This window comes from Streptomyces sp. NPDC030814 (assembly GCF_055572155.1).
Map to the genome: position 1 here is coordinate 30,813 of NZ_JBVIDX010000030.1, position 22,689 is coordinate 53,501.

At 72.0% G+C, this 22,689-nt stretch carries 22 protein-coding genes; 6 read left to right on the top strand and 16 right to left on the bottom strand.

The features are described from left to right. Nucleotides 1-46: 46 nt before the first annotated feature. The 4 genes from ACZ43N_RS37245 to ACZ43N_RS37260 are packed head-to-tail and all read right to left on the bottom strand — an operon-like array spanning nt 47 to nt 3,446. Entirely contained in the window at nt 47-832 is a 786-nt protein-coding gene (locus ACZ43N_RS37245) for an ABC transporter permease (RefSeq protein ID WP_468103572.1), read from the bottom strand. Then, a complete protein-coding gene (locus ACZ43N_RS37250; protein ID WP_468103574.1) occupies nt 825-1,844 on the bottom strand; it encodes an ABC transporter ATP-binding protein in 1,020 nt (339 codons plus the stop codon). Before ACZ43N_RS37250 ends, ACZ43N_RS37245 begins: the two co-directional genes overlap by 8 nt. Then, nucleotides 1,834-2,409 (bottom strand): hypothetical protein, encoded by a 576-nt coding sequence (locus tag ACZ43N_RS37255; RefSeq protein ID WP_468103576.1) that lies wholly within the window; start codon nt 2,407-2,409, stop codon nt 1,834-1,836. Before ACZ43N_RS37255 ends, ACZ43N_RS37250 begins: the two co-directional genes overlap by 11 nt. Further along, nucleotides 2,406-3,446: a hypothetical protein gene (locus ACZ43N_RS37260; protein WP_468103578.1), complete on the bottom strand. Its 1,041-nt coding sequence runs from the start codon at nt 3,444-3,446 to the stop codon at nt 2,406-2,408. The genes ACZ43N_RS37255 and ACZ43N_RS37260 overlap by 4 nt, the downstream gene beginning before the upstream one ends. A gap of 161 nt (nt 3,447-3,607) precedes the next feature. Here ACZ43N_RS37260 and ACZ43N_RS37265 point away from each other — a divergent pair, with 161 nt between their 5' ends. Both ACZ43N_RS37265 and ACZ43N_RS37270 read left to right on the top strand, forming a co-directional pair. After that, nucleotides 3,608-4,882 carry an aspartate aminotransferase family protein gene (locus ACZ43N_RS37265; RefSeq protein WP_468103579.1) on the top strand — a complete coding sequence of 425 codons (1,275 nt, stop codon included), beginning with the start codon at nt 3,608-3,610 and terminating at the stop codon, nt 4,880-4,882. A 60-nt stretch (nt 4,883-4,942) separates the two neighbouring features. Then, the gene (locus ACZ43N_RS37270) at nt 4,943-5,857 is read left to right on the top strand and encodes a class I SAM-dependent methyltransferase (protein WP_468103580.1); all 915 of its coding nucleotides are present in this window, start codon (nt 4,943-4,945) and stop codon (nt 5,855-5,857) included. Between the two features lie 7 nt (nt 5,858-5,864). On the opposite strand, the gene ACZ43N_RS37275 is transcribed toward ACZ43N_RS37270, so the two are convergent. The 9 genes from ACZ43N_RS37275 to ACZ43N_RS37315 form a co-directional block, all read right to left on the bottom strand. Next, nucleotides 5,865-6,593, bottom strand: a complete 729-nt coding sequence (locus ACZ43N_RS37275) for an IclR family transcriptional regulator (protein ID WP_468103581.1) — start codon at nt 6,591-6,593, stop codon at nt 5,865-5,867. 183 nt (nt 6,594-6,776) lie between these two features. Further along, nucleotides 6,777-8,063 (bottom strand): DegT/DnrJ/EryC1/StrS family aminotransferase, encoded by a 1,287-nt coding sequence (locus ACZ43N_RS37280; protein WP_468103582.1) that lies wholly within the window; start codon nt 8,061-8,063, stop codon nt 6,777-6,779. Next, nucleotides 8,060-8,587: an AAA family ATPase gene (locus ACZ43N_RS37285; RefSeq protein ID WP_468103584.1), complete on the bottom strand. Its 528-nt coding sequence runs from the start codon at nt 8,585-8,587 to the stop codon at nt 8,060-8,062. The genes ACZ43N_RS37280 and ACZ43N_RS37285 overlap by 4 nt, the downstream gene beginning before the upstream one ends. Beyond that, complete coding sequence (locus tag ACZ43N_RS37290) at nt 8,584-9,558, bottom strand: hypothetical protein (protein WP_468103586.1); 975 nt, start codon at nt 9,556-9,558, stop codon at nt 8,584-8,586. Before ACZ43N_RS37290 ends, ACZ43N_RS37285 begins: the two co-directional genes overlap by 4 nt. After that, nucleotides 9,555-10,592, bottom strand: a complete 1,038-nt coding sequence (locus ACZ43N_RS37295) for a phosphotransferase enzyme family protein (protein ID WP_468103588.1) — start codon at nt 10,590-10,592, stop codon at nt 9,555-9,557. The genes ACZ43N_RS37290 and ACZ43N_RS37295 overlap by 4 nt, the downstream gene beginning before the upstream one ends. After that, nucleotides 10,585-11,697 (bottom strand): inositol-3-phosphate synthase, encoded by a 1,113-nt coding sequence (locus ACZ43N_RS37300; protein WP_468103590.1) that lies wholly within the window; start codon nt 11,695-11,697, stop codon nt 10,585-10,587. The genes ACZ43N_RS37295 and ACZ43N_RS37300 overlap by 8 nt, the downstream gene beginning before the upstream one ends. A 403-nt stretch (nt 11,698-12,100) precedes the next feature. Then, entirely contained in the window at nt 12,101-12,880 is a 780-nt protein-coding gene (locus ACZ43N_RS37305; RefSeq protein WP_468103592.1) for an SDR family NAD(P)-dependent oxidoreductase, read from the bottom strand. Between the two features lie 25 nt (nt 12,881-12,905). Beyond that, complete coding sequence (locus ACZ43N_RS37310; protein ID WP_468103594.1) at nt 12,906-13,385, bottom strand: NUDIX hydrolase; 480 nt, start codon at nt 13,383-13,385, stop codon at nt 12,906-12,908. Further along, on the bottom strand, nt 13,382-14,479 hold the full coding sequence (locus tag ACZ43N_RS37315; protein ID WP_468103596.1) for a hypothetical protein: 1,098 nt from the start codon (nt 14,477-14,479) through the stop codon (nt 13,382-13,384). The genes ACZ43N_RS37310 and ACZ43N_RS37315 overlap by 4 nt, the downstream gene beginning before the upstream one ends. A gap of 1,119 nt (nt 14,480-15,598) precedes the next feature. On the opposite strand from ACZ43N_RS37315, the gene ACZ43N_RS37320 reads away from it, so the two are divergent. Together ACZ43N_RS37320 and ACZ43N_RS37325 are read left to right on the top strand one after the other, a co-directional pair. Then, entirely contained in the window at nt 15,599-16,588 is a 990-nt protein-coding gene (locus ACZ43N_RS37320) for a BtrH N-terminal domain-containing protein (RefSeq protein ID WP_468103598.1), read from the top strand. A gap of 124 nt (nt 16,589-16,712) precedes the next feature. After that, a complete protein-coding gene (locus ACZ43N_RS37325; protein WP_468103600.1) occupies nt 16,713-17,276 on the top strand; it encodes a dihydrofolate reductase family protein in 564 nt (187 codons plus the stop codon). Here the strand turns inward: ACZ43N_RS37325 and ACZ43N_RS37330 are convergent. Further along, a complete protein-coding gene (locus ACZ43N_RS37330; RefSeq protein WP_468103602.1) occupies nt 17,233-18,198 on the bottom strand; it encodes a LysR family transcriptional regulator in 966 nt (321 codons plus the stop codon). The genes ACZ43N_RS37325 and ACZ43N_RS37330 overlap by 44 nt on opposite strands. A 110-nt stretch (nt 18,199-18,308) precedes the next feature. Between ACZ43N_RS37330 and ACZ43N_RS37335 the strand changes: the two genes are divergently transcribed. Beyond that, nucleotides 18,309-19,250 carry a PhzF family phenazine biosynthesis isomerase gene (locus ACZ43N_RS37335; RefSeq protein WP_468103604.1) on the top strand — a complete coding sequence of 314 codons (942 nt, stop codon included), beginning with the start codon at nt 18,309-18,311 and terminating at the stop codon, nt 19,248-19,250. 156 nt (nt 19,251-19,406) lie between these two features. Here the strand turns inward: ACZ43N_RS37335 and ACZ43N_RS37340 are convergent, their stop codons facing one another. Further along, nucleotides 19,407-19,652, bottom strand: coding sequence for a hypothetical protein (locus ACZ43N_RS37340; protein WP_468103606.1), 246 nt, complete (start codon nt 19,650-19,652; stop codon nt 19,407-19,409). 18 nt (nt 19,653-19,670) lie between these two features. Then, nucleotides 19,671-20,045 carry a hypothetical protein gene (locus ACZ43N_RS37345; RefSeq protein WP_468103607.1) on the bottom strand — a complete coding sequence of 125 codons (375 nt, stop codon included), beginning with the start codon at nt 20,043-20,045 and terminating at the stop codon, nt 19,671-19,673. Between the two features lie 726 nt (nt 20,046-20,771). On the opposite strand from ACZ43N_RS37345, the gene ACZ43N_RS37350 reads away from it, so the two are divergent. Continuing rightward, nucleotides 20,772-22,685 carry a rhamnogalacturonan lyase gene (locus ACZ43N_RS37350; protein WP_468103609.1) on the top strand — a complete coding sequence of 638 codons (1,914 nt, stop codon included), beginning with the start codon at nt 20,772-20,774 and terminating at the stop codon, nt 22,683-22,685. Nucleotides 22,686-22,689 lie beyond the last annotated feature (4 nt).

Here is a 22,689-nt window from a genome sequence, read left to right on the forward strand (position 1 = left end):
GGGGTGCCCTCTCTGACGGCGTTGCGGGTTCCGGGCGGCGTACCGCTCAGGACCAGGAGAGTTTGCGGTGGTCGGCCCGGAAGAAGACGAGGGTGACGGCGGTGAGTCCGGCCGCGAAGACGCACAGCACACCCGCCGGGAACAGGACGTCCGTGACCCCTCCGCCGCGCAGGATGACCTCGTTGAAGCCGCGCATCGCCCAGTAGCTGGGGACGCCGGGTGCGAGCGGCCTCGCCCAGTGCGGCATCGCCGACTGCGGGGTCAGGGCGCCGCCGAGGCCGGCGAAGACCAGGGCCAGGATGTTGGCAATGACGCTGAGCTGCGAGATCGTTCGGCACAGCGCGACGAGTGCCATGCCCACCATGACCACGCACAGGGCCAGCGGTACCGCCACCACCGCCAGCGCGAGGTAGGAGCCGGTCACCCGCAGGTCGAACAGCAGGCCGCCGGCGACCAGGATGACGGTGAGCTGGAGCAGCGCGGCGGCCAGCGGTACGACCAGGCGCGCGGCGAGCAGTTCGACCGGACGCGCGGTGCTCGCGCGCAGCCGGTCCCAGGTGTTCCAGCCGTGCTCGCGGAACATGGCGAAGCCGACGACGTTCACCAGGAAGAAGAGGAACATCACCGCCATGCCGGGCACGCCCTGTTCGGCGCCGTTGGCGTCGGTGACCTCGCCGCCCGCCCGCAGGGCGGCGCGGAACAGCGGCTGCATGAAGCTCATGATGACCAGCGGCATGACCGTGCGGACCACCAGGGGCGCGGGGTCGCGCAGCAGCAGCCTGACGTCCTGCCGGACGAGGGCCGTGATCCGGGAGAACGCCCCGTCACGCATGGTGTCCCGCTCCGATCCTGTCGTGGCTGTGACCTACCGTTCCGGGTGCGCCCCGCTCGGCGGGGTCGGCGGCGTGGCTCCCGGCGAGCCCGAGGAAGACGCTGTCGAGGCTGGGCCGGACGACCCGCAGGGTGGTCAGCCGGGCGGCGTGGTCACCGAGGGCGGCGAGCAGGCGGGCCGTGACCGTGTGCGGTTGTTCGACGCGGACGAGGAGCGTGTCGCCCTGTCGGGTCACCGGCCAGGGCAGGTCGAGTCGGGGTGGCTCGCCGGAGAAGACCAGTTCCACGGCGCTGTCGCCGTGGCGCCGGACGAGTTCCTCGACGGAGCCGCGGGCGATGACGCGGCCCCGGTGCAGTACGGCCACGTCCGCGCCGAGGTCCTCGATCTCGGGGAGGTAGTGCGTGGAGTAGCAGACGGCGGTGCCGGCCGCGGCCAGCTCCCGTACGTGGGCGATGAGGCGGGCGCGGGTCTCCACGTCGACGCCGGCGGTGGGCTCGTCGAGAAGGACGAGTCCGGGCCGGTGGAGCAACGCCATCGCGGTGTGCACACGGCGCTGTTCGCCGCCGGAGAGCCGGGAGGCGGGCCGGTCCATCAGCGCGGTCAGGGCGAGCGGCTCGCCGACCTCCTCGATGCGCCGCCGTGCCTCACCGCCGCGCAGTCCGGCCAGTTCGGCGAAGAACCGCAGGTTCTGGCGGACTGTCAGCGGCGGGTAGATGCCCAGTTCCTGGGGGGCGAGGCCGAGTTCGCGGCGGGCCCGGCGCGGGTGCCGTGTCACGGAGTGGCCCCGTACCTCGATCTCCCCGGTGTCCGGGCGCAGGAGTCCAGCGACCAGGGACATCAGGGTGGTCTTGCCGGCGCCGTTGTGGCCGAGCAGGCCCACGATCGTGCCCTCGGCGATCTCGAGGTCGACGTGGTCCAGTGCGGTCGTCGCGCCGTAGCTCTTGCCGACTCCGCGAACGGAGAGGGCGAGGGGCCGGTCCGCGCCGCGGGCCGGCCCTGGTTCAGTCGGCACGGCGCGTCCAGGCGTCCGGCAGCAGCGGGGGCAGGCCGACCCGGTCCATCAACGGCTGCCAGGTGCGGGCGAGTTTGAAGCCCTTCATCATGCCGCTGCCGGAGCGGACGTCGGGCAGCGGTGCCGGGTACCCGAGCTGGGCCTCGGTCTCGGCGAGGTGGTCGCGCAGCCGTGCCAGCCACGGCTCGGCCCGGTCACCGGTGGCGTCCACGCCCTCCGCGGAGAGTGTCAGGGCGGCCTCGGACTCCTCGGTGGGCAGGCCGGCGAACGGGTCGAAGGCGGCCTCGTCGTGGCCGTAGGTCAGCTCGCCCTCGGTGCGCAGCCCGCGGATCGACAGGGACAGCTGGAGCAGGTCGTACGCCATGAGGACGGCGACCTCGCTCTGTCCGGCGGCGACGGCGCCCTCGACGTCCTCCAGGCGGGCCCGGCAGCCCAGCAGGAGGCGGGCGGCGCCGTGGGCGCGGAAGGTGAGCAGCCGACGCAGGTCGACGGGGGTGCCGGCGGGGCCGGGGGCCGTCGCGTCGGTCTCGGTCGCGTCGGTCGCGGTCGTGGGGGGATGCGTCACGCGGGAACCTCCGAAGCCGGGTGGGCCATACCGAGCCACACCATGTTGTGCACGAACAGCGGGAGCAGATCCTCGGGGGGAGCGGTGCCGGCCGGTCCCGACCAGATGACGTCGTCGCTCCCGCCGTCCGGCAGGCCGAGCCGCCGGACCTCCAGGGCGCGCAGTTGCCAGCGGTCCACGACCGTACGGTCGTCGAGCCGCATGGTCCCGGTGCCGGTGGCCCAGCGCAGCACGCCGTGCAGCGGTGCGGCCGGGCCGACGAGTCCCTCGACGGCGTCGAGGCAGAAGGGGACCCGTTCGCGGGGGTCGCCGGGGACGAGGACGGTGCGGAGCAGTTCGAGGTTCTCCAGGTCGCCGAGCGCCTTGAGCTTCTCCCCCGCCCACTTGGCGGCGAAGTACAGCTGACCCCCTTCAGTGGCACGGGCGTTGAGGGCGGCGACGACCGCCTCGCGGGCCCGTACCCCGGCGGTCAACGGCTTGGCGTCGAGCAGCCAGCGGGCGGCCTGCGCGAGCCGGTGGGCCTCCACCACCCACCATTCGCGCAGCGCTTCCCGCAGCCACGGCGCCCGCAGCCCGGTGTGCCACTCGTCCCAGGGTTCGACGACCGTGAGCGGCAGCCCGAGGGCCAGCCGGGAGACGGTGTTGAGGGTGCGGCGCCGGTGGTTCCAGGCGTCCTCGGTGACGGTCTCGAAGCGCGGCCACGGTGCGGCGGTCAGCGCGGCCGCGGCGTCACGGACGGTGCTCGCCCGGCGGATGCCGACGTCGATGAGCGTGCCGTGCTCGTGCGACTGGACGGGGAAACGCTTGAGGTTCTCGTTCTCCACGAGCACGAGCAGGTCGAGGTCGCTGCGCACGTTGCCGAAACCCGCGAGCACCGAGCCGGCGACCACCGCGAGGGCCGGTGTTCCCATGCCCTGGTCGGCCTCCTTGAGCACGGCGTCCCTGCTCAGTCCCCGCAGGTCGAGGAAGGCCGCGAGGCGCCGGTCGAGGATGTCCGGTTCGGGGAACGCCACAGCGCCCGGGGAAGTGGTCTCCATGCGTCGGTGCACCTTTCGATACGGACGGCGACGGCGGTCACACTGTCAAGCGGGCGGTTGCGGGCTCAACGCCCGTTCCGGCTGCCGGAACACGGCTTCTCAGGGGTGTGCGCGGGGGGCTAGAACCGTGTTCTCCGCCGGACCACGGAGAGGACGCCCCCATGACCACGAACGCCGGCGACGGCGCCGCCCGAGAGACGCTCACCGCGATCCGCCGGCACCTTTCGCCGCAACTGGCCCTGGTCTACGGCTTGAACGGCTCCGGCGCCGTCGAGGCTCGGGGTGAGGGTGCGCGGGTGCGGCTGTCCGACGGCCGTACCGCGCTCGACTTCGGCAGTTACGCGGTGACCCTGCTGGGTCAGCGCCATCCTGCCGTGGTGGCGGCGGTGCGTGACGAACTGGACGCGATGCCGGTGTCCAGCCGGGTCCTGGGCAACCGGGCCACCGCGTCGCTCGCCGGGGCCCTGGCCGCGTGGGCCGACCCGGGCCGTCTGACGAAGGTGTGGCTGGGGCTGAACGGCTGCGACGCGGTCGAGGCGGCGCTGAAGCTGGCGCGCCGGGCCACCGGCCGGCAGCGGGTGATCGCCGTCGAGGGCGCCTACCACGGCAAGTCCATGGGTGCGCTGGCCGCGACCTGGAACGCCCGCTACCGCGAGACCCTGGAACCGCTGCTGGGCGGGGTGACCCACATCCCCGCGGACGTCTCGGCGGTACCCGGTGCCTTCCAGGGCGAGGACGTGGCCGCCGTCCTGGTGGAGCCGGTGCAGGGCGAAGGGGGCGTGCGCCCCCTGGACCCCGTGTTCCTCCGGGCCCTGGCGGACGCGGCCCGTGCGCACAGCGCGTTTCTGATCGCGGACGAGATCCAGACCGGGCTGCGCCGCTGCGGCCCGCGTCTGGTCAGCACCGGCCTCGGGCTGGAGCCGGACGCCGTGCTGCTGGGCAAGGCCCTCGGCGGCGGGGTGCAGCCGGTTTCCGCCGTCGTGGCGACCCCGGAGCTGTACGCGCCGCTGTCCGCGGATCCGTTCGTGCACACGACCACGTTCTCCGGGCATCCGCTGGGTGCCGCGGCGGGAGTGGCGGCGCTGCGGGCGGTGGAGGAACTCGCTCCGCGGGGAGAGCGGTTGGCGGAGTTCTTCGGTTCCGCCCTGGCGCGGCTGGCGGAAGACCACCGCGGTCTCGTCACCACGGTGCGCGGGCGGGGGCTGCTGTGGGGCGTGGAGTTCGCCACGCGGGCCGCGGCGGGCGAGGTCCTGATGGAGCTGGGCCGCCGGGGCCTGATCGTCTCCCCCTGTCTGGGCCGGCCGGAGGTGCTGCGGCTGCTGCCGCCGCTGGTCGCCACGGATGAGGAGGCCGAGGAGGCGTCGGCGCTTCTGCACTCCGTCTGCTCGGCGGTGCCCGACGAGTTCCGGGTACCGGCCGCCGCGGTCCGATCCTGACCATCCAGCGCCCCGCTCCGGCACGATCCGGGCCGGGGCCGGCAACGCGAGGAGTACGAGATGAGCGCGGAGCCCTGCGCCCCGGCCGGAGCCGAGGAGACACCCGACCAGGCCGGCGTCCAGTACCGCTATCACCGGGACCTGTTCCCGGCGCTGCACGACTGGGAGAACACCGAGCGGGCGATCGTGGACTTCACCGGCGAGGAGGGGCCCGACGGGCTCCTCGGCCTGGACCAGATGGGCCACTTCGGCCCTCAGGGCTGCGATGTGGTGGTCCGCGCCGCCGTCGCCCGCCTCGGGTCGGGCCGCGCGGTGGAGCTGTGCGAGTTGGGCAGTGGCTTCGGCGGTGCGCTGCGCTACACCGTCGACAGGCTCGCCGCCGCGGGCGTCGAGGTGCGGCGCTCCTACGGCGTGGATCTCGTCGCCGAGCACTGCGCGGTCAGTTCCCGGATCAGCCGGGCGCAGGGCCGCACCACGATGTCGGAGCTGTGTGCGTCGGCCACCGACGTACCCCTTCCCGACGCCTCGCTCGACCTGGTCCTGATCACGGGCTCCATGCCGCACTTCCCGGACCCGGGAGCCGTACTGCGCGAGGCGGCACGGCTGCTGCGGCCCGGCGGGCTGCTGGTGCTCACCGAGGAGGTCAGCCTCACGGCCGATGGTGCGGAGCCCTCGGAGGGCTTCCGCGCGATCCATCCGCGCGGCGTCTTCTTCACCACGTCGGTGGCCGACCGCAGGGTCCAACTGGCCCGGGCCGGTTTCACCGACGTGGAGCGCGAGGAGTTGACCGACTGGGCCGTGGCGCTGCTCGCCGACCGGCTGAAGGTGGTGCGCATCTTCCGCGGGAGCGTCGCGAACATCTACGGGGACGCGTCGGCGGACCGGATCAGGGACACCCTGACCGCGGCCCGGGAGGAGTACCTCGCGGGCCGGCTGCTGCCCACGCTGTTCACCGCCAGGAGGACCGGCAGCTGACCTCCGGTCATAAGGAGGTGACCAGCTCGGGGGTTCGTTGCAGGGCGCGGGACACGGCCGCGCACGCGGTCCTCAGGTGTGCGGCAGCGAGGCCCGCGTCCAGCCGGGCCCGGGGGCCGGCGACGGCCAGCGCCCCGATGGCGGCGCCGGACGTGGTGAGCACCGGGGCGGCGACACCGGTCACACCGGTGGCACCGCGGACGACCGCGAAGCCCTGACGCCGTACGAGGGCCGTCTCGTCCTTCCGGGTGCGCGCGACCTGATGCGCGGCGGTGTCGTCGTCGGCGCCGAAGGCGCGAAAGACACGCGTCGCGGCCCGGTGGGAGGCCCGGGACTCCTCCATGCCCCGGTCCGGATCGTGTCCATGGGTGCTCCGTACGGCGTCCACGAGGGCGGCGTCCGCGCCGGCGGGGTCGGCGATGAAGAGGAACGCGCTGCCGTGGGTGAGACGGTGCAGTTGCTCCTCGTGCGGGAGGGCGATGTCGCGGAGCATCAGCTGACGGGACACTCGGGCGCCCAGCATGAACAGGCCAAGACCGAGCCTGAGTCCCTTCTCGCCGCGCTCCAGCATGCCCTCCCTGACCAGTTCGGCGATGATGCGGTGGGCTGTCGCCTTGGGCATGTCGGCCCGCCGGGCGATCTCGGAGAGCGGGAGTTCCGGCTCGCCGGGCCGGAAGGCGCGAAGAACGCCGAGGCCGCGCGCGAGCATGGAGCGAGCACTGTTATCGACGGACAAGAGAACTTCCTCCATGTCGGGGCGGTGGTGCGGTGTCGTGCGGGCTCCGCGCCCGGCCCGGTACGCGGTGGGCGTACCGGGCCGACGCGGGCATCGGTGCCGGGTGTCTCGCCGGGGCCGGCCGTCTACCGTGCGGCTGGTGCTGTGGCTGGAGTCGCGAGCCGGTGAACCTTTCCGGTCAGGTCACAGCACCAGGGCGCCGGAGGCGTGCCGGGCGCGCAGTTCGTCGGCGTGGCCGACGACCTTGCGGATGCCCTCGGCCCAGGCGTCCATCAGTTCGGGGCGGTCGTCGGAGTACACGGGCAGCCGCAGCGCTCGGGCGAGGTAGGTGTCGGTGCCCGGGAACTCGTCTCCCCGGTAGACGCGGTACGTGTTGTCCCCGGGGTGGTAGGTGCCGGAGTGCCAGCCAGGGCTGCGGAAGGCGGCCTCGCGGTGCAGCGGGGGCGAGGTGGGCCGGGTCAGCGGGACACCCTCGGCCCTGGCCGCGGCCGTGAAGACGTCGATGGGCAGTCCGTCGAGTTCCTCGGCGACGTACAGGGGCTGGTAGCTGACGTAGTGGGCGACGCGGTCGACGTGCTTGTGCCGCACCGGCGGGGTGATGCCGGGGATGCCGTCGAGGAGGGCGCCGAGCCGGCCGTAGTTCTTCTCCCTGGCGGCCAGCACGGTGTCGAGCCGGGCGAGGGCACCGCGGGCGAGGGCCGCGCCGACCGGGTGGATGCGGTAGTTGAGGCCGAAGCCGGTGCGGCCGTACGCACCGTACTCCTCGCTGGTGACGTCCTCCTCGCCGCGGTCGATGCAGTGGCCGAGCATCACCGCGCGCTCGTAGATCCTGCGGTCGTCGGTGACCAGGATCCCGCCCTCGCCGGCCGTGACCTGCTTCTTGGCCTGGAGGCTGAAGGCGGCGACGTCGCCGTGGCGGCCGACCGGCCGGCCCGAGGTCTCGGCGCCGTGGGCCTGGGAGCAGTCCTCCACGACGGCCAGGCCGTGCTCACGGGCGAAGGCGGTGATGCGCTCCATGTCGGCGGGGAAGCCCATGAGGTGGGTGACCACGACGGCCTTGGTGCGGGGTGTGAGGTGGGCGGCCAGTTCCTCGGGGTCCAGGATGCCCGTGTCGGGGTCCACGTCGGCCAGGACGGGTACGGCGTTGCAGGTGAAGACCGGCATCGCGGTGGCGAGGAAGGTGTAGGCCGGGGCGATGACCTCGTCGCCGGGGCGCAGGTCGAGGCCGAAGAACGCCGAGTGCAGTGCGGAGGTGCCGGAGTTGACCGCGAGGGCGTGGGCGGATCCGAGGCGTGCGCGGTAGCCGTTCTCCAGGGCCTGGACCTCGCCCTCGCTGCCGTTGTAGGTGATCTCGCCCCGGCGCAGGAGCGCGGTCACCGACTCGATGTCCTCCTCGGTGATGTACGGCCACCGGGGCCGGTCGGCGGGGGTGAGCAGGGGCTCTCCGCCGAGGAGCGCCAGTCGTGTCATGCCCGTTCCTTCCTGAGCAGTTCCTGGATGTCTTGAGGGGTCCGCAGCCGCAGGCACGGCACGGAGCGGGCCTTCAGGCGGGCGAACAGGGCCGTGTTGACACGCCGGACCACGGGGAACTCCCGGTGGGCCCACAGCAGGAGGTGCACCGCGCTGCCGGGGCGTTCACGGTTGCCGTTCCACAGTTCCTCGCGTGTGCGCAGCCGGCGCAGGGTGCGGCGCAGCAGCCGGGCCGTGGTGACGGTACGGGGCGGGTCGACCCAGAGGACGGTGTCGGCGAGTTCCTCCAGCACCGGGTGGGCCGCGCCGTACTGGCCGTCGGCGACCCAGCCGTCGGTGTGGTCCAGCGCGGCGACGGCGGCGAGGAAGTCCGCTTCGGGGCGGCGCCGCCAGCCCGTCTCCCAGAACATGGCGTCGAGTTCGACGTGGGGTACGCCGCGGGCTTCGGCGAGGGCGCGGGCGACGGTGCTCTTGCCCGCGCCCGAGGGGCCGACCACCCATACCCTGCTGCCGGTCGTGCTCACGTTGTCTGCCTTTCGAGGGGTGGTGCGGGGATGTCTCCTTCCAGGAGCCGGGTCAGCGCGGCGGCTCCGTCGTGCAGGGCGGAGAAGTCCTGCCGGAGTTCGACGCCGGGCACCTCGGCTGCCATGCGGGCGAGGATGTCCCGTCGGGCGGAGGGTGGGGCGGGGGTGAAGAACGGCAGCAGGAAGTCGGCGTGCTTGACCGCGGTGAGCAACTCGTTCGTGACGAGCCGGGCCAGGGTCTCCTCGGTGTCGAGGGGCAAGGCGCCGGGCTCGGGGTGGAACCGGGGGAAGACCAGGACCCGGATCCGTGCCTCGGCCAGGAGCGGGGGGCTGCCGGTGAGAGCGCGCAGTTCCGCCGGGCGGAGCAGGCGGTCGGTGGTGCCGGGCAGTCCGACGGCGGGGAAGGTGTCGCCGCGCACGGAGACGCGGCGGGGCCAGCCGCGTCCGGTCCATCCGTCGGCGCCGGCGTGGACGGACACGTCGTCGTTGCCGACGAAGCGGTGTCCGTGGCGCAGGGCGGACAGGACGGTGGAGGTCTTCCCCGCCCGTTTCGCGCCCAGCACCAGCGCGCCGTGCCCGTCCCTGGCGACCAGCCCGGCGTGCAGGAAGACTTCCGGGTCCTGCGTGTGCTCCAGCCGCAGGAGGATGCGGGTGAACCGGATGAGGTTGTGCCACAGGAAGTCCCGTGGCATCGCCGGGTCGAACAGGACCTGGCGGGCCGTTCCGTCGTACCAGAGCCGGGTGGGGGGTTCGGTGGCGTTCGTGATGACCACCTCCTCGCCCGCCGGGCGCTCCTGGTCCGCGATCCCGATCCGCCAGCGGGCAGGGCCGGGGTCGGCGGCGGGGACGGGGTCGGCGGCGGGGGCGACCCGTATGTAGGGGGTGAGCGTCTCCCGGACGTGGGCGGCGGCGTCGGGGCTCACGTCGAGCGCCACCGCATGCCCGGAGGTGCGGCACACGTACCGTGTCATCCGCGGGTTCCCTGCGCTGTCGTGGCGACGACGTCCGAGAGGAGGCCGCGGACCGTGACGGCGCCCTCGGCCCGCCAACCGAGGTACCACTCGAGGATGCCCGGGGCGTGCCGCGCCACCTGTCGGAGGTATCCGGGTGACGGGACGAAGTTGAGCTCGAGTACGGGTATCAGGGAGCCGAGTTCGTCCGGGGTGAGCGGCCGGTGGGCCGTCGCGGCGTCGAGCACGGCCCGGGCGCGGTCGGGCAGGATCCGGAAGCTGCCGCGGGCGCGCCGGGGCAGGAACAGCAGGGCGCGGGCGACGTCGTAGACGCGGGGGCGCAGTTGCAGCGCGTCCCAGTCGAGGACGCAGGCCAGTTCCCCGCTGTCGGAGTACAGCAGGTTGGAGCCCGCCACCTCGCCGTGGGTGAGGACCTCGGGGAGGGTGTCGTACGCGGCGAGTTCGGCCTGGGCCCGGCTCAGTACGGCGGTGTAGGCGCGCCGGGCGTCGGCGCGCACGGCGACGCTGACATGGGGGGCGGCGATCTCGTCGACCTCGTCCAGCACCGTGTGCGGGGGGCGCGTGGTGGTGAGCCAGAACTCCAGGTTGCGGGTGGAGCTCTGGCCGTCCGCGGGTAGTCCGCTGACCGACACGCGGTGGAGCGCGGACAGGAAGGCACCGGCCTGTGCGATGTCGCCGGGGCGGGCGGAGTCGAAGGGTCTGCCCGCCCGCCAGGGCCGCAGCTGCCAGACGGAGCCGTCGTGGACGGCCGAGCTGTGTCCCCCGGCCGCGGGCACAGGCGGCGCGACGGGGATGCCCGCGGCGGTCAGCCGGGGCAGCGCCGCGTGTTCGAAGGCCAGCCACTGCGGGGAGACGTCCCGCCCGAGCCGCTTGAGCGCGTACTCCCCGTCCGGTGCGGTGACGCGCCAGACGGTGTTGACGCTCTCACGGTTCAGGGACCACACCTGGTGGGTGTGGAGGCCGTACTCCCGGGCGAGGACGCGGGTGACCGTGCTGTCCTGCGCGGGCTGCAGGGTGGGGGCGGCGTCAGGCATTCCCGTCGACCGCCTGCAGGGCGTGGTGCTCGCCCGCCTTGCGTACGAACCCCTGGAAGTCGTGCAGCGCCTCGGATTCCTTGGCCCCCGTCTTGGGGCTCTTGAACAGGAAGGCGCAGACCGGGTCGACGACGCCGACCATGCCCTGGCGGGCGGCGCTGTGTGCGGCGCGGACGGCGTTGGCCAGCACGGCGGCGGCGTTGGGGCTGTCCTCCACCTCCAGGCGTATCTCCATGTGCACGGGGGCGCCGATGATGCTCTCGCCCTCGATGCGCAGGAAGCAGACCTTGCGGTCTCCGAGGTGCTTGACGAAGCCGTTGGGGCCGGCGGCGACCTCCCGGGAGTCGATGCCGGCGTTGGCGAGAGCCTTGCGCTTGGACGTCTGCTTGGAGCGGGACCTGGCCGGGTCGGACAGGTTCAGGAAGTCGGTGTTGCCGCCGACGTTGAGCTGGTAGTTGTCCTTGACCTCGACGCCGCGGCTCTGGAAGAGCTCGATCAAGGCAGTGTGCAGGGTGGTGGCGCCGAGGTGGCTGCGCAGATCGTCGCCGAGGAGCGCGGCACCGCGTTCGGCGAACAGGGCGGCCAGCTCGGGGTCGTTGGCGACGGGTTCGGGGGTGGCGTTGACGAAGCCGGCGCCCGCCTCGGCGGCAGCCCGCGCGTATGTCTGCACTGCCTCGGTGGAGCCGGTGGGTAACAGGCAGACCACGACGTCGGGCCGGGCGGCGGCCAGGGCGGCGGCCAGGGACTGCGGGGTGGCGGCGTCGACGTCGGCGTGGACGGCGACGGCGTCTGCGAGGGCTCCGTCGAGGCCGTCGAGCAGCGGGCCGGCCTGGACGGTGACGCCCTGGTGGGGGACGTCCACGTGGCGGACGGCGGCGGTGCGGCCGGCGTACACGGCGTCGGAGAGGTCCTGACCCACCTTCAGGTGGTCGACGTCGAAGGCCGCGACGAACTCGATGTCGGCGAGGCGGTGACCGCCGATGTACTCGTGCATCACGCCGTTGGCCGGACCGGGCCTCTGCCGGTCAAGGACCACTGCCTGCACGAAACTGGAGGCGCAGGAACCCACGCCGGCCAGCACGACCCTGATCGCGTTGTTACTCAAGGGTTTCCCTCCGGACTTACCTGACTGTGGATACGTTTTTCCCGGTGTGCCGAGGAATCTCAGGCGACCGGGATCGGTGCGAGCGGTTCATCTGCTTCAGCTATTTCCGCCCGGTCGCGGCAAACGTATATCAAGGGGGCTTCGTTTATCCACCACTCGAATTCCCGTGGAATCGCCGGATGGAATAGCGGGGGGACTCGCGCACGCCTGTGAAAGGCATGCGCGAAAGAGGACCCCGAAAATGATTGGCGGGGGTCGCGAGTTCGCCGCGCACCTGCTCGCCAAGAAAAACGTGCGGGCGTACCGGAAACGCGGCACGGAAGGCAGCACGCAGACGGCGGCGGAATCCGGGAAAGCAACCGCCCGCGTGGGGAGCGGAGTTCGCTGCCCACGCGTGGCGACATCACATCACGGTGTGTCCCGCGTCGACCATGAGGTTCTCGCCGGTGACGAAGCTGGCCTCGGAGGAGAGCAGGAACGCCACGGTGGAGGCGATCTCCTCCGGGTCGGCGGTGCGGTGCAGCATGTGCTTGCCGCCGATGTCCGGGTGGGCGTCCGCCTCCTCGCGCGACACGCCGTACTTCTCCTTGTAGCGGCGCGCGAGGTTGTCGTTCCAGACGGTTCCCGGGCTCACCGCGTTCACGCGGATCCCCGCCCCGGCCAGGTCGGTGGCCATGCACCGGGTCATGCCGATGATGGCCGCCTTGGTGGCGCTGTACGTGACGAACCGGGGCTGGGCGATGTGCGCGGAGATCGAGGAGACGTTGACGACGCTGCCCCCTCCGGCGGCCTCCATGAGGGGCGCGACGTGTTTGACCATCAGGGCGTGGCCCATGACGTTGACGTCCGTGACGCGCCGCCACTCCTCCACGGTGGCCTCGATCCCGCGCATGATGAACGCGGCGGCACAGTTGACGAGCAGTTCGACTCCGCCGAACGCGGTGCGTGCCGCCTCCACGGCGGCCACCACGTCGTCCTCGTCCGCGATGTCGCCGCGTACGAAGGCGACCCGGCCGGTGCCCGCGTGCCGGGTGAGGTCCGCGGCCGTGGACCGTCCTGAGTCCTCGTCGATGTCCATGATCATGACGTGGGAACCCTCGTCGGCGAGGCGGGCGGCGACCGCTCTGCCGATGCCCTGGGCACCTCCGGTCACGAGTGCGGGCCGCCCCTTCAGTCCTTTCATGTGCCTGTGCCTTTCGGTCCCGTGCTCAGCTGCCGACGACATCGGGTTCCGCGGGAGCCCCGTCGGCGAGGACCGCACGGAGCCGGGGTGCGAGATCGGCGGGGACCAGCCGGTCGGTGGCGGCGTCCAGTTCGTCCTGCGTCCACCAGCGGTGGCCGCTGACCGTGTCGATCTCACCCTGGCTGAAGCCGCTGGTGTCGATCTCGAAGTGCGGGACGCGGCAGAGGTAGATGCGCTCGCGGCAGTCGTAGGTGTTGCCTCCCCAGGAGGCCACGGCCTCGCGGTACCAGATCTGGGGGCCGACCTCGAAGTCCTTGAGGCCGGTCTCCTCTTCGACCTCGCGGCGCAGAGCGTCCTCGGGAGACTCCCCGTCCTTGATGCCACCGCCCACGGGGTACCAGAAGGTCTCGCCGTTGTCGTCGTCCACGCTGGAGAACAGCAGGAGTCTTCCGTCCTCGTCCAGCAGCAGAGCACGGGCGCTGTAACGGATCTGGGGGGCGGTCATCGTGCAGGGTCTCCCGTCATCTCGGCGCGCGGGGCGAGCCAGGCGCCCAGAGCGCCGCCGTTGTACGTGGTCGGTGTCCACTCACCGTGCAGGGCGGGCACGGCCGCGGCCAGTTCACGGAGGCGGCCCGTGAGATCGCCGGGTGGCTCGGGGCTCGGGTCGGCGGACAGCCACCGGGTGCGGTACGCCGTGTCGGGAACGAGGATGTGCTCGGCCAGCGCCGCCACGGCCTCCGCCTCTGGGACAGGGCTGGACAAGGGTTCCGGCGTGCCGGTGTTCTCGAGCAGTACCAGCCGGTCGATCCGGGTGGACGCCAGGAACTCGACGCCGGCCAGGCGCCGCATCTCGCCGTTGCTGAGCGACATCTTGTTCTTGGGGTCCGGTCTGCGGGTGGCCGCCTCGCCGTGTCTGATGAGCTTGTTCTTCTCTCCGGGCGCGATCCCGAGGCCGACGGCCGCCTCCTGCGTGAGCCGGACGGACAGGGGCAGGCCGACCACGGTCCATGCCGGGCCGTCGGCCAGCAGCAGGCACCGGTCGGTGGCGACGCAGTGGCCGCCCGCCTGGGCGAGCTGCACCGAGAGCGAGGTCTTGCCGGCGCCGGACGGGCCGGCGAGGACCACGCCGGTGCCGTCGGGCAGGACGGCCGCCGCGCCGTGCAGCATCAGCGCACCGCGGTCGACGAAGTGTTCGCGGACCAGTTCCCGCAGGGTGCGGGTGACGACGAGCCCCAGCTCACACTCGTGCGCGGCGATGATCTCCCAGGAGAGGAAGTCGGTGGTGAGGAGGGCGTGCGGGAACTCGTGCCCCTCCCCCGAGACGAGGACGAACGTTCCGTCCTCACGGTGGTGGCAGCCGTACCACCATCCCGCGTAGGACTCCCGGCGCTCGGTGACCGGTTGGGCCGCCAGCTTCTCCAGCCCTGACGGGTCGCTCACGGCTGTGACGGTGATCCGTGTGACGGCCTGAGCGGGCTCCCCGCGGGCGAGCTGGTGCTGGCTGCTGACGTAGTCGAGGACCTCGGGGTCCTCGGCCCGGACCCGGAACTCCAGGTCGTGCCAGACGATCTGCGTTTCGCTGCCTAAACCAAGTTCCAACTTCAACGCCCTCCGACGCAGAAGATGCGACCGCGCATTACCGAACCGCGCACTATCGACCTGCGGGGGTGCGTACATTTTCTCTGTGTATCGCTAGAGCACACCTGAGCGCGTTCTCCTGTGCATTCGGATTCATTCTGTTCCGGCGAACAGTGAATCGCCATGGGCTGTTCAATTGCCGACCCGCTGCCCTTACAGGTCCTGAGTGACGGACGGAAGGCTTCCCGAGTGAAAGCCATCCAACCAAACTTCCCTGGCGTGTTCAACACTTGAGTATCTCTGTCCGAAAGGGAGCGGTTCCTTGCCTGAAAGTCCGTCGGCATACCGGCTCACCTTCTTGCGCTCCTTTCGTCACGATTTTTCCGTTACAGGACGCTTCGCACCTCACTCCCCCACCCTCCCCGGCCCGGGGGCGGCAAAGCGCGCGACCAGGGCAGTCGGGCTTGCCGTTGCCGAACCACTGAGGTCCTTCACGAGGCGGAGGGAGCCCTCGCCACCGGGGGACCAGTGCCCGTTTGCCGGCTGAGCGTGCCCGTTCGGTGCCCGTTTACCTGAGATCCATGGGGCCGGCGCCCGCGGTTCGGCCCGCCGGGGACTCCGCGGCCGGCCGACATGGTTCGGCCCGGCATCCGGGCCGCCGAGGTGCTGGTGCAGGGGTGCTGGTGCAGGTGCGCGCCGATCGAGGCCGGCCCCGCGGGTACGATCGGTACGTCGGCCTCATGGACGTCCCGCGGCGAACTCGCGGGCCCGTCGTCGGCAGCTACGCAAGGACCATGCATGAGGCTGCCCGCATTCCGCGCCCCTGTCGTGCTCGCACTGGACCGAGGTCGAAGAGCGCCGGCCGCGGCCTCCCCCGCTCATCACGCTGCACCAGCAGCCACCCCACACACCGTTGTGCTGCTCCACGAGGGACGCGAAGTCCCCCCAGGTCTCCGAGGTGAGCAGTCGAGTCGTATACGTCGGTACGTGCTCTGCCACCATCACCGCATCATCGGGCGTCACTTCAGCACCGGCGAGGCCGGGCCCCGACGGCCGGTACCGATGCCGGTACTGTGTCGGACCGCCGACCAGGACCAGCCGGTGACCCCGTCCGCCACGCACCGTCCGGGAGCGCATCTCATGACGCAGGTCGACGGCATCGACGCCCGGGGGATGCAGCACTGCGAGACCACCACGCTCGCGGTGCTGCTGCGTCACCAGGGGCTCGATCTGTCCGAAGCCATGCTCTTCGGGCTCGGCGCAGGGCTGTCCTTCATCTACTGGGACAGCAAGAGTATGGACTTCCCCTTCCTCGGAGGACGCGTCAAACCCTTCGCCCTCACCATGGGCCTCGCCGACAGGCTGGGGCTGGACCTCCAGGTGAAGGAGACCACCTCCCCACGCAGGGCCTGGGAGAACGTGACGGCCGCCGTCGACGCCGGCCGACCCGTCGGACTGCAACTGGACAGCTACCACCTCGACTACTTCACTTCGAAAGTCCACTTCGGCGGGCACATCGTCGCCCTGTACGGCTACGACGACCAGCACGCCCGACTCGTCGACACCGCCTCCCAGGGCGGGGCCGTGACCACCAGCCTGACCAGCCTCGCCGCGGCCCGCGCCGCGCGCGGGCCGATGACGGCCAGGCACCGCTCCTTCACCGTCACCGCCTCGGCGAACACCGCTCCCCCACGGGAGCGGGTCGTCCCGGCCATCACCGCCTGCGCCGACGCCTTCCTCGACCCGCCCATCGCCAACCTGGGCCACCGGGGTATCGAGAAGGCCGGCAAGCAGGTACGCGGCTGGCTCCAGCGGAGCGACGACCCGCAGCACGATCTGCCGCAGGCCGCCCTGCTGATGGAGAAGGCCGGCACCGGCGGCGCTCTCTTCCGGAACCTGTACCGCGACTTCCTCGCGGAATGCGCCGAGCTGATCGACAGTCCGCACCTGCGCACCGGGCACGCGCTGTACGCGCAAGCCGCCGGGCTGTGGACGCACACCGCGTCGCTCATCGCGCAAGCCGGCCGTACGGGCGATGCCCAGTACCTCATCGAGGCAGGCACCACCCTGTCCGAACTCGCACGGACCGAACGTGAGGCCATGCAGGCGCTGAGCCGTCTGGAGGAATGAAACCGGCCCCGCCGGCCAGTCGGCGGTGGGGCCGTCGTGGTCCGCCTCGCGGGCCACGGTGCGTCATCCGGTGTCCGACGTCCGGCGGTCGTACCGTCGAGCCCGTCACGGAGGAGGACTTCTGATGCGCAGCGTGACCTATTCGATGAACGTCTCACTCGACGGCTACATCGTCGGGCCGGACGGCGACTTCAACTGGACGACGCCCGACGAGGAGGTCTTCCGCTCCTGGATCGACGAGATCCGACACGTCGGTGTCCACCTGCTGGGACGACGGCTGTACGAGACGATGCTGTACTGGGAGACCGCCGACCAGGATCCCTCGCTCGACGCATCACAGCTCGAGTGGGCCGCGCTCTGGAAGCCGCTGCCCAAGGTGGTGTTCTCCACCACGCTGCCGGCGGTGCAGGGCAACGCCCGCCTGGCCTCCGGCGGCCTGGCGGAGGAGATCGAGCGCCTGCGAGCCGAGCCGGGGACGGGCGACATCGCGATCGGCGGTGCGACGCTCGCCGCCGAGGCGGCCGCACTGGGGCTGATCGACGAGTACCGGGCCAGGGTCTACCCGGTGCTGGTCGGCGGCGGCATTCCCTTCTTTCCCCGGGACGGGCGCCGGGTGGATCTCGAACTGGTCGAGACCCGCATCTTCACCTCGAAAGTCGTGTACGTCCGCTACCGCGTGGCGCGGTAGGGGCTGTCCGAGAGACCTCGCCGTCCGCCCACCGTCGGGCCATCTCCCGCGCCACGGCCCCCGCGGCCGGGGACGTCCACCGTCTGCGGTGGCGGGCCAGCCGCACGGGGATACCGCTGAAGCCCGGCGCCGGTACGCGCGCCAGTCTGCCCTGCTGCATCTGCTCCTCCACGGTCGTCAGTGGCAGCAGGGTCAGTCCCAGTCCGGCGGCGACACATGAGCGCGCCGCGTCGACGCCACCGAACCGGGTCAGCCGGGGCCGGGCGTCCGGCACGGCGAGCAGCCGCCGCTCCAACGCATCGCTGTACGAACAGCCCTCCTCCAGCAGGAAGAAGGTTTCCCTCGCCAAGCGCGCCCAGGTCGGCGGTCGTTCGCGCCCCGCGAGGGGATGCCGGGCAGCACAGACGAGGGCGAGTTCCTCGTGCGCCACCGTCTCGGCCGCCACATCCGGGGAGAGTGGATCTGCCTCGTCCTCCAGCAGCAGCGCCAGATCCAGCCGCCCGGACCTCAGCCCTTCCACGCATTCGCCCGTTCCGGCCGCGTACAGGTCGACGTACACGTCCGGGTGGCGGTCGCGCAGTGCGGCGACCAGCGGGGGCAGCCTGGTCGCACACAGCGACTCAGGGGCACCGACCCGCACCCGCCCCCGCAGGACGCCGTCACCGCCCTCCCCGACACCGCCGCCGCGCAGCCGCGCCACGGCGTCGAGCACCTCCCGCGCCCCTTCCAGCCGCCGTCGCCCGGACTCGGTGAGCAGCGTTCCGGTGGGCAACCGGTCGAACAACCGGGTGCCCCACTCCCGCTCCAGCGTGCGGATGTGGACGGTGACCGTGGACTGGGCGAGGTGCAACTCGGCGGCGGCCGCGGTGAAGCTGCCGGTCCGGGCGAGCGTGATGAAGGTCTGCAACAGTCGGGTGTCCACGACGCCCAGACTAGTCGGCCATCGCACTGCCTGCCGTTATGTACATTATCGATGGACTCGATCGCTGATGATCGTTGGACGCGATCGCCGTTCACTGGCAGCGTGGGGGCATGACCAGCGACGCGTACCCCAGAGACGATGTAAGCGGCGTGAGTTCCGCGGCCCCCTCCGGCTCCCCCGACGCGGCCCGGCCGTCCGAGGCGACGACCGGCATCCTGCGCTACTCCGCCTTCTCGAACGACCCGGCAGGCGGCAACCCCGCCGGTGTGGTCCTCGACGCCTCCGCGCTCGACGACGCCGCGATGCTGGCGATCGCCGCCGAGGTGGGCTATTCGGAGACGGCCTTCGTCACCGCCGCGGACGCGTCCGCGCGCCGCTTCCGGGTCCGTTACTTCAGCCCGCTCGCCGAGGTGGCGTTCTGCGGCCATGCGACCGTGGCACTGGCCGTGGCCCTCGCGGAACGGCTGGGCGGGGGCGACCTCCTCTTCGACACGCCCGCCGGCGAGATCCCCGTCGCCACCGCGGTCGACCCCGCCGACGGCACGACCCGTGCCACCCTCACCAGCGTTCCGGCCCTCTCCCGACCCGCCACACCCGCCGAACTGGACGAGGCCCTCAAGGCACTGCGCTGGTCCCCGGAGGACCTGGACACCGCCCTGCCTCCCCATGTGGCCTTCGGCGGCAACGACCACCTCGTCCTCGCCGCTGCCTCCCGGTCCCGCCTCGCCGACCTGGCCTACGACTTCGACGGCCTCGCCGACGTGATGCGCCGCCACGGCTGGACGACGGTCCACCTGGTCTGGCGCGAGTCCCCGCACCTCTTTCACGCCCGCGACCCGTTCCCCGTGGGCGGTGTCGTCGAGGACCCGGCGACCGGCGCCGCCGCGGCGGCTTTCGGTGGCTACCTGCGTGCCCTCGGCCTCATCACCGCCCCGTCCACGATCGACATCCGCCAGGGCGAGGACATGGGGCGCCCCAGCGACCTGCGGATCGACGTGTCCGGCGAGGACCCCCGCGTCCGCGTCACGGGCGGGGCGGTGCCCCTCGTGTGAGCCAGTGCCCCTGGGGCCGGACGGGGGGGTGCGGTTACCGCTCATGCGGGCGGCGTCAGGGGGCGCCGCGGTCGTCGGCGATGGGGCAAACCGTGCCGTCGCGCAGGACGCGTCCCCTCGGCCCGGCCCCTGTGCTTGCCTCGCGGGCCGCCGAAGTCAGGAGGTGTGGGTCGCGGGCGGGGCCGGGAGAGACTGCCGGAGCCTTTGGGCTTCGCGCAAGAGACGGTTGGTGCGGTCGGCTAGTACGCCGCCCGGGAGCAGCGCGGGCGTGTGGAAGGACCGCGCGGCGGTGGCCACATCGGGTGCGGACAGGGAGATCTGTGTGATGTCGGTGCGGCGGATCTCGTCGATGGAGCTGCCCCGGACGACACGTCGCAGATCCGCCCACGCCGTCGCGCTCATGCACATGGAGCAGGGGGTTCACCCCGTGTAGAGGGTGGTGTCGGACCAGCCCTGGTTGCCGTGTCGGTGGATGCAGTCGTTCGTGGCGACGACTTCGCCGGGGAACATGGCGTGGTTGCGCCGCCGTTGGCCTCGCCTGGCCACACGTTCGACTCGTGCGGCCAGGTCTGGACGCTGCGACCGCCCACCGCCTGGTTCCTGGCGGTCACCTCCTGTTGAAAACAGGGCGTCGAACTGGCTGCCCAGCCGACCGGGCAACGGGCCGGAGCCCGGGTCGGCCATGGTGGAGTCGCCGGCCGGCCACACGGTGACCGGAGCGGCAACAGCGCCTGCGGCGGGGGCGGTGGTGTGCGAACGCGGCACGGCGCAGTGGGCCGCGACGGCTTCGGGCACGGTGCCGCTGTCCGCGCCCGCGCCGCCGGGGCTGCGGCCGGCGTTTCCCCTTCCGGGAACACGGCCGCGTCGGCGATCGCTCCCGCGGTCGCGGTGGGGCCCGGAGCGACGTCCGGCGGCTGACGGGCACCGGGGTCGAACCGGACGCATGTGTGGGGGACATGGTCGCTCCTTCCCCGTCCGCCGATCGCGCCCCGGGGGAATGGCGGTCGAGCCGGTCGGCGGGCAGGTGTTGTGGGGGCCGAGGGCGCTGATACATGAACGCCGGCGGCGGCGTGCCGCGCCGGTCGAGCGGTCGAGCGGTCGAGCGGTCGAGGGCCGGTCGGGGCATGAGCGACCGGCGGACGCGATCACATCCGGCTGCCGCCATGGGCATACCGGGTGTGTGAACGGTCCCGGTCCTGAGGGGGATTGCGGCGAGCAGCCGCGAGCCTGCCTTTCCCGACTCGCACTTCGCCGGTCAGCCGACCGGGATCGTTCCCACGCCGAGCAGGGGGACCACGCAGTTTCCAGGGAGGCGTCCGGGCTGTCAGTCAGCGAAGAGGAGCCGAGGCCACGAATCCGAACATGGCCGAAAGTCCGGGTCCGACAGATTTCTTGACGGAGCATCAGATCGGTTCTTACCCTCCCACCGATGGGAGCGTTCCCACACCCATGGAGTGACCCCTGGCCCGCACACAGCACTGGCGACACCGCTTCACTCCCCCCCACGCATCGGAGGTCATCATGACCGACGTACCTTCGCGTCCCCGACGCACGCCCGGATCCCGGAGATCGACGAGCCGGTCGATCCGGTCGGGCGGCAGGCGCACCCTGGGTGTCACGGCCGCCGCCGTGCTGGCCGTCTCCGCCCTCACCGCGCTCCCGCACAGCGCGCACGCCGCCACCGCGCGCCAGGTGGAGCGCCTCGACCGGGGGCTGATCAGCACGCACACCAGCGGCGGGAACCTGGTGTCGTGGCGGTGGCTGGCCACCGATTCGAACGACGTGGCGTTCAACGTCTACCGCGGCGCCACCAAGCTGAACTCCTCTCCCCTGACCGCCTCGACGAACTACTTCGACGCCGGCGCGGCGGACTCGGCCGACTACACGGTCCGCCCGGTGGTGAACGGCACCGAGCAGCCGGCGTCGGAGCGTGCGCTCCAGTTCAGGGCCGGGTACCTGGACGTGCCGATCTCGCCCCCCGCAGGCGGAACGACACCCGACGGGGTGGCGTACACCTATGAGGCCAACGACGCCTCCACCGGCGACCTGGACGGCGACGGCAGACTCGATCTGGTCCTGAAGTGGCAGCCGACCAACGCCAAGGACAACTCCCAGTCCGGTTACACCGGCAACACCATCGTCGACGGAATACGGCTGGACGGCACCCGGCTGTGGCGTGTCGACCTGGGCCGCAACATCCGTTCCGGAGCGCACTACACGCAGTTCCAGGTGTACGACTACGACGGTGACGGCAAGGCCGAGGTCGCCATGAAGACCGCCGACGGCACCCGGGACGGCACGGGCACCGTCATCGGCAACTCCTCCGCCGACCACCGCAACTCCAGCGGCTACGTTCTGTCCGGCCCCGAGTACCTGACCATGTTCAACGGGCAGACCGGCAGGGCGATGGGCACGGTGGACTACGTCCCGGCCCGCGGCACGGTCTCCTCCTGGGGCGACTCCTACGGCAACCGCGTGGACCGCTTCCTCGCGGGCACGGCGTACCTGGACGGCGCCCGCCCCTCACTCGTCATGGCGCGCGGCTACTACACCCGCACCGTCCTCGCCGCCTGGGACTGGCGGGGCGGCGCCTTCACCCGCCGCTGGACCTTCGACACCACCTCCTCCACCAACAGCGGCAAGGGGTACGACGGACAGGGGAACCACGGTCTGTCCGTCGCGGACGTCGACGGCGACGGCAGGGACGAGATCGTCTACGGCGCGATGACCGTCGACGACAACGGTGCCGGGCTCTGGACGACCAGGCTCGGCCACGGCGACGCGGGTCACGTCGGCGACCTCAACCCGGCCCGCGCGGGACTGGAGTACTTCAAGGTCTCCGAGGACGCCGGCAAGCCCGGCTCCTGGATGGCTGACGCGCGCACGGGTCAGATCCTGTGGCAGACGGCCTCCGGCAGCGACAACGGTCGCGGAGTCGCCGCCGACATCTACGCCGGCAGCGCGGGCGCCGAGGCATGGTCCGCCTCCGACACCACGCTGCGCTCGGCGACCGGCGGATCCCTCGGCCGGGAGCCGTCCAGCATCAACTTCCTGTCGTGGTGGGACGGCGATCCCGTGCGCGAACTCCTCGACGGCACCCGCATCGACAAGTACGGCACGTCCGGCGACACCCGGCTGCTGACCGGGTCCGGGGTCTCCTCCAACAACGGCACCAAGTCCACCCCCGCCCTGTCCGGGGACCTCCTCGGCGACTGGCGCGAAGAGGTCGTCTGGCGGACCAGCGACAACCGCGCCCTGCGCGTCTACAGCACGCCTCACCAGACCGCGACGCGTATCACCACCCTGCTCCACGACACCCAGTACCGCACCGCGCTGGCATGGCAGAACACCGCCTACAACCAGCCTCCCCACCCCGGCTTCTTCATCGGCGCCGGCATGCCCACCCCGCCCCGCCCCACCGTCCACACACCCTGACCGC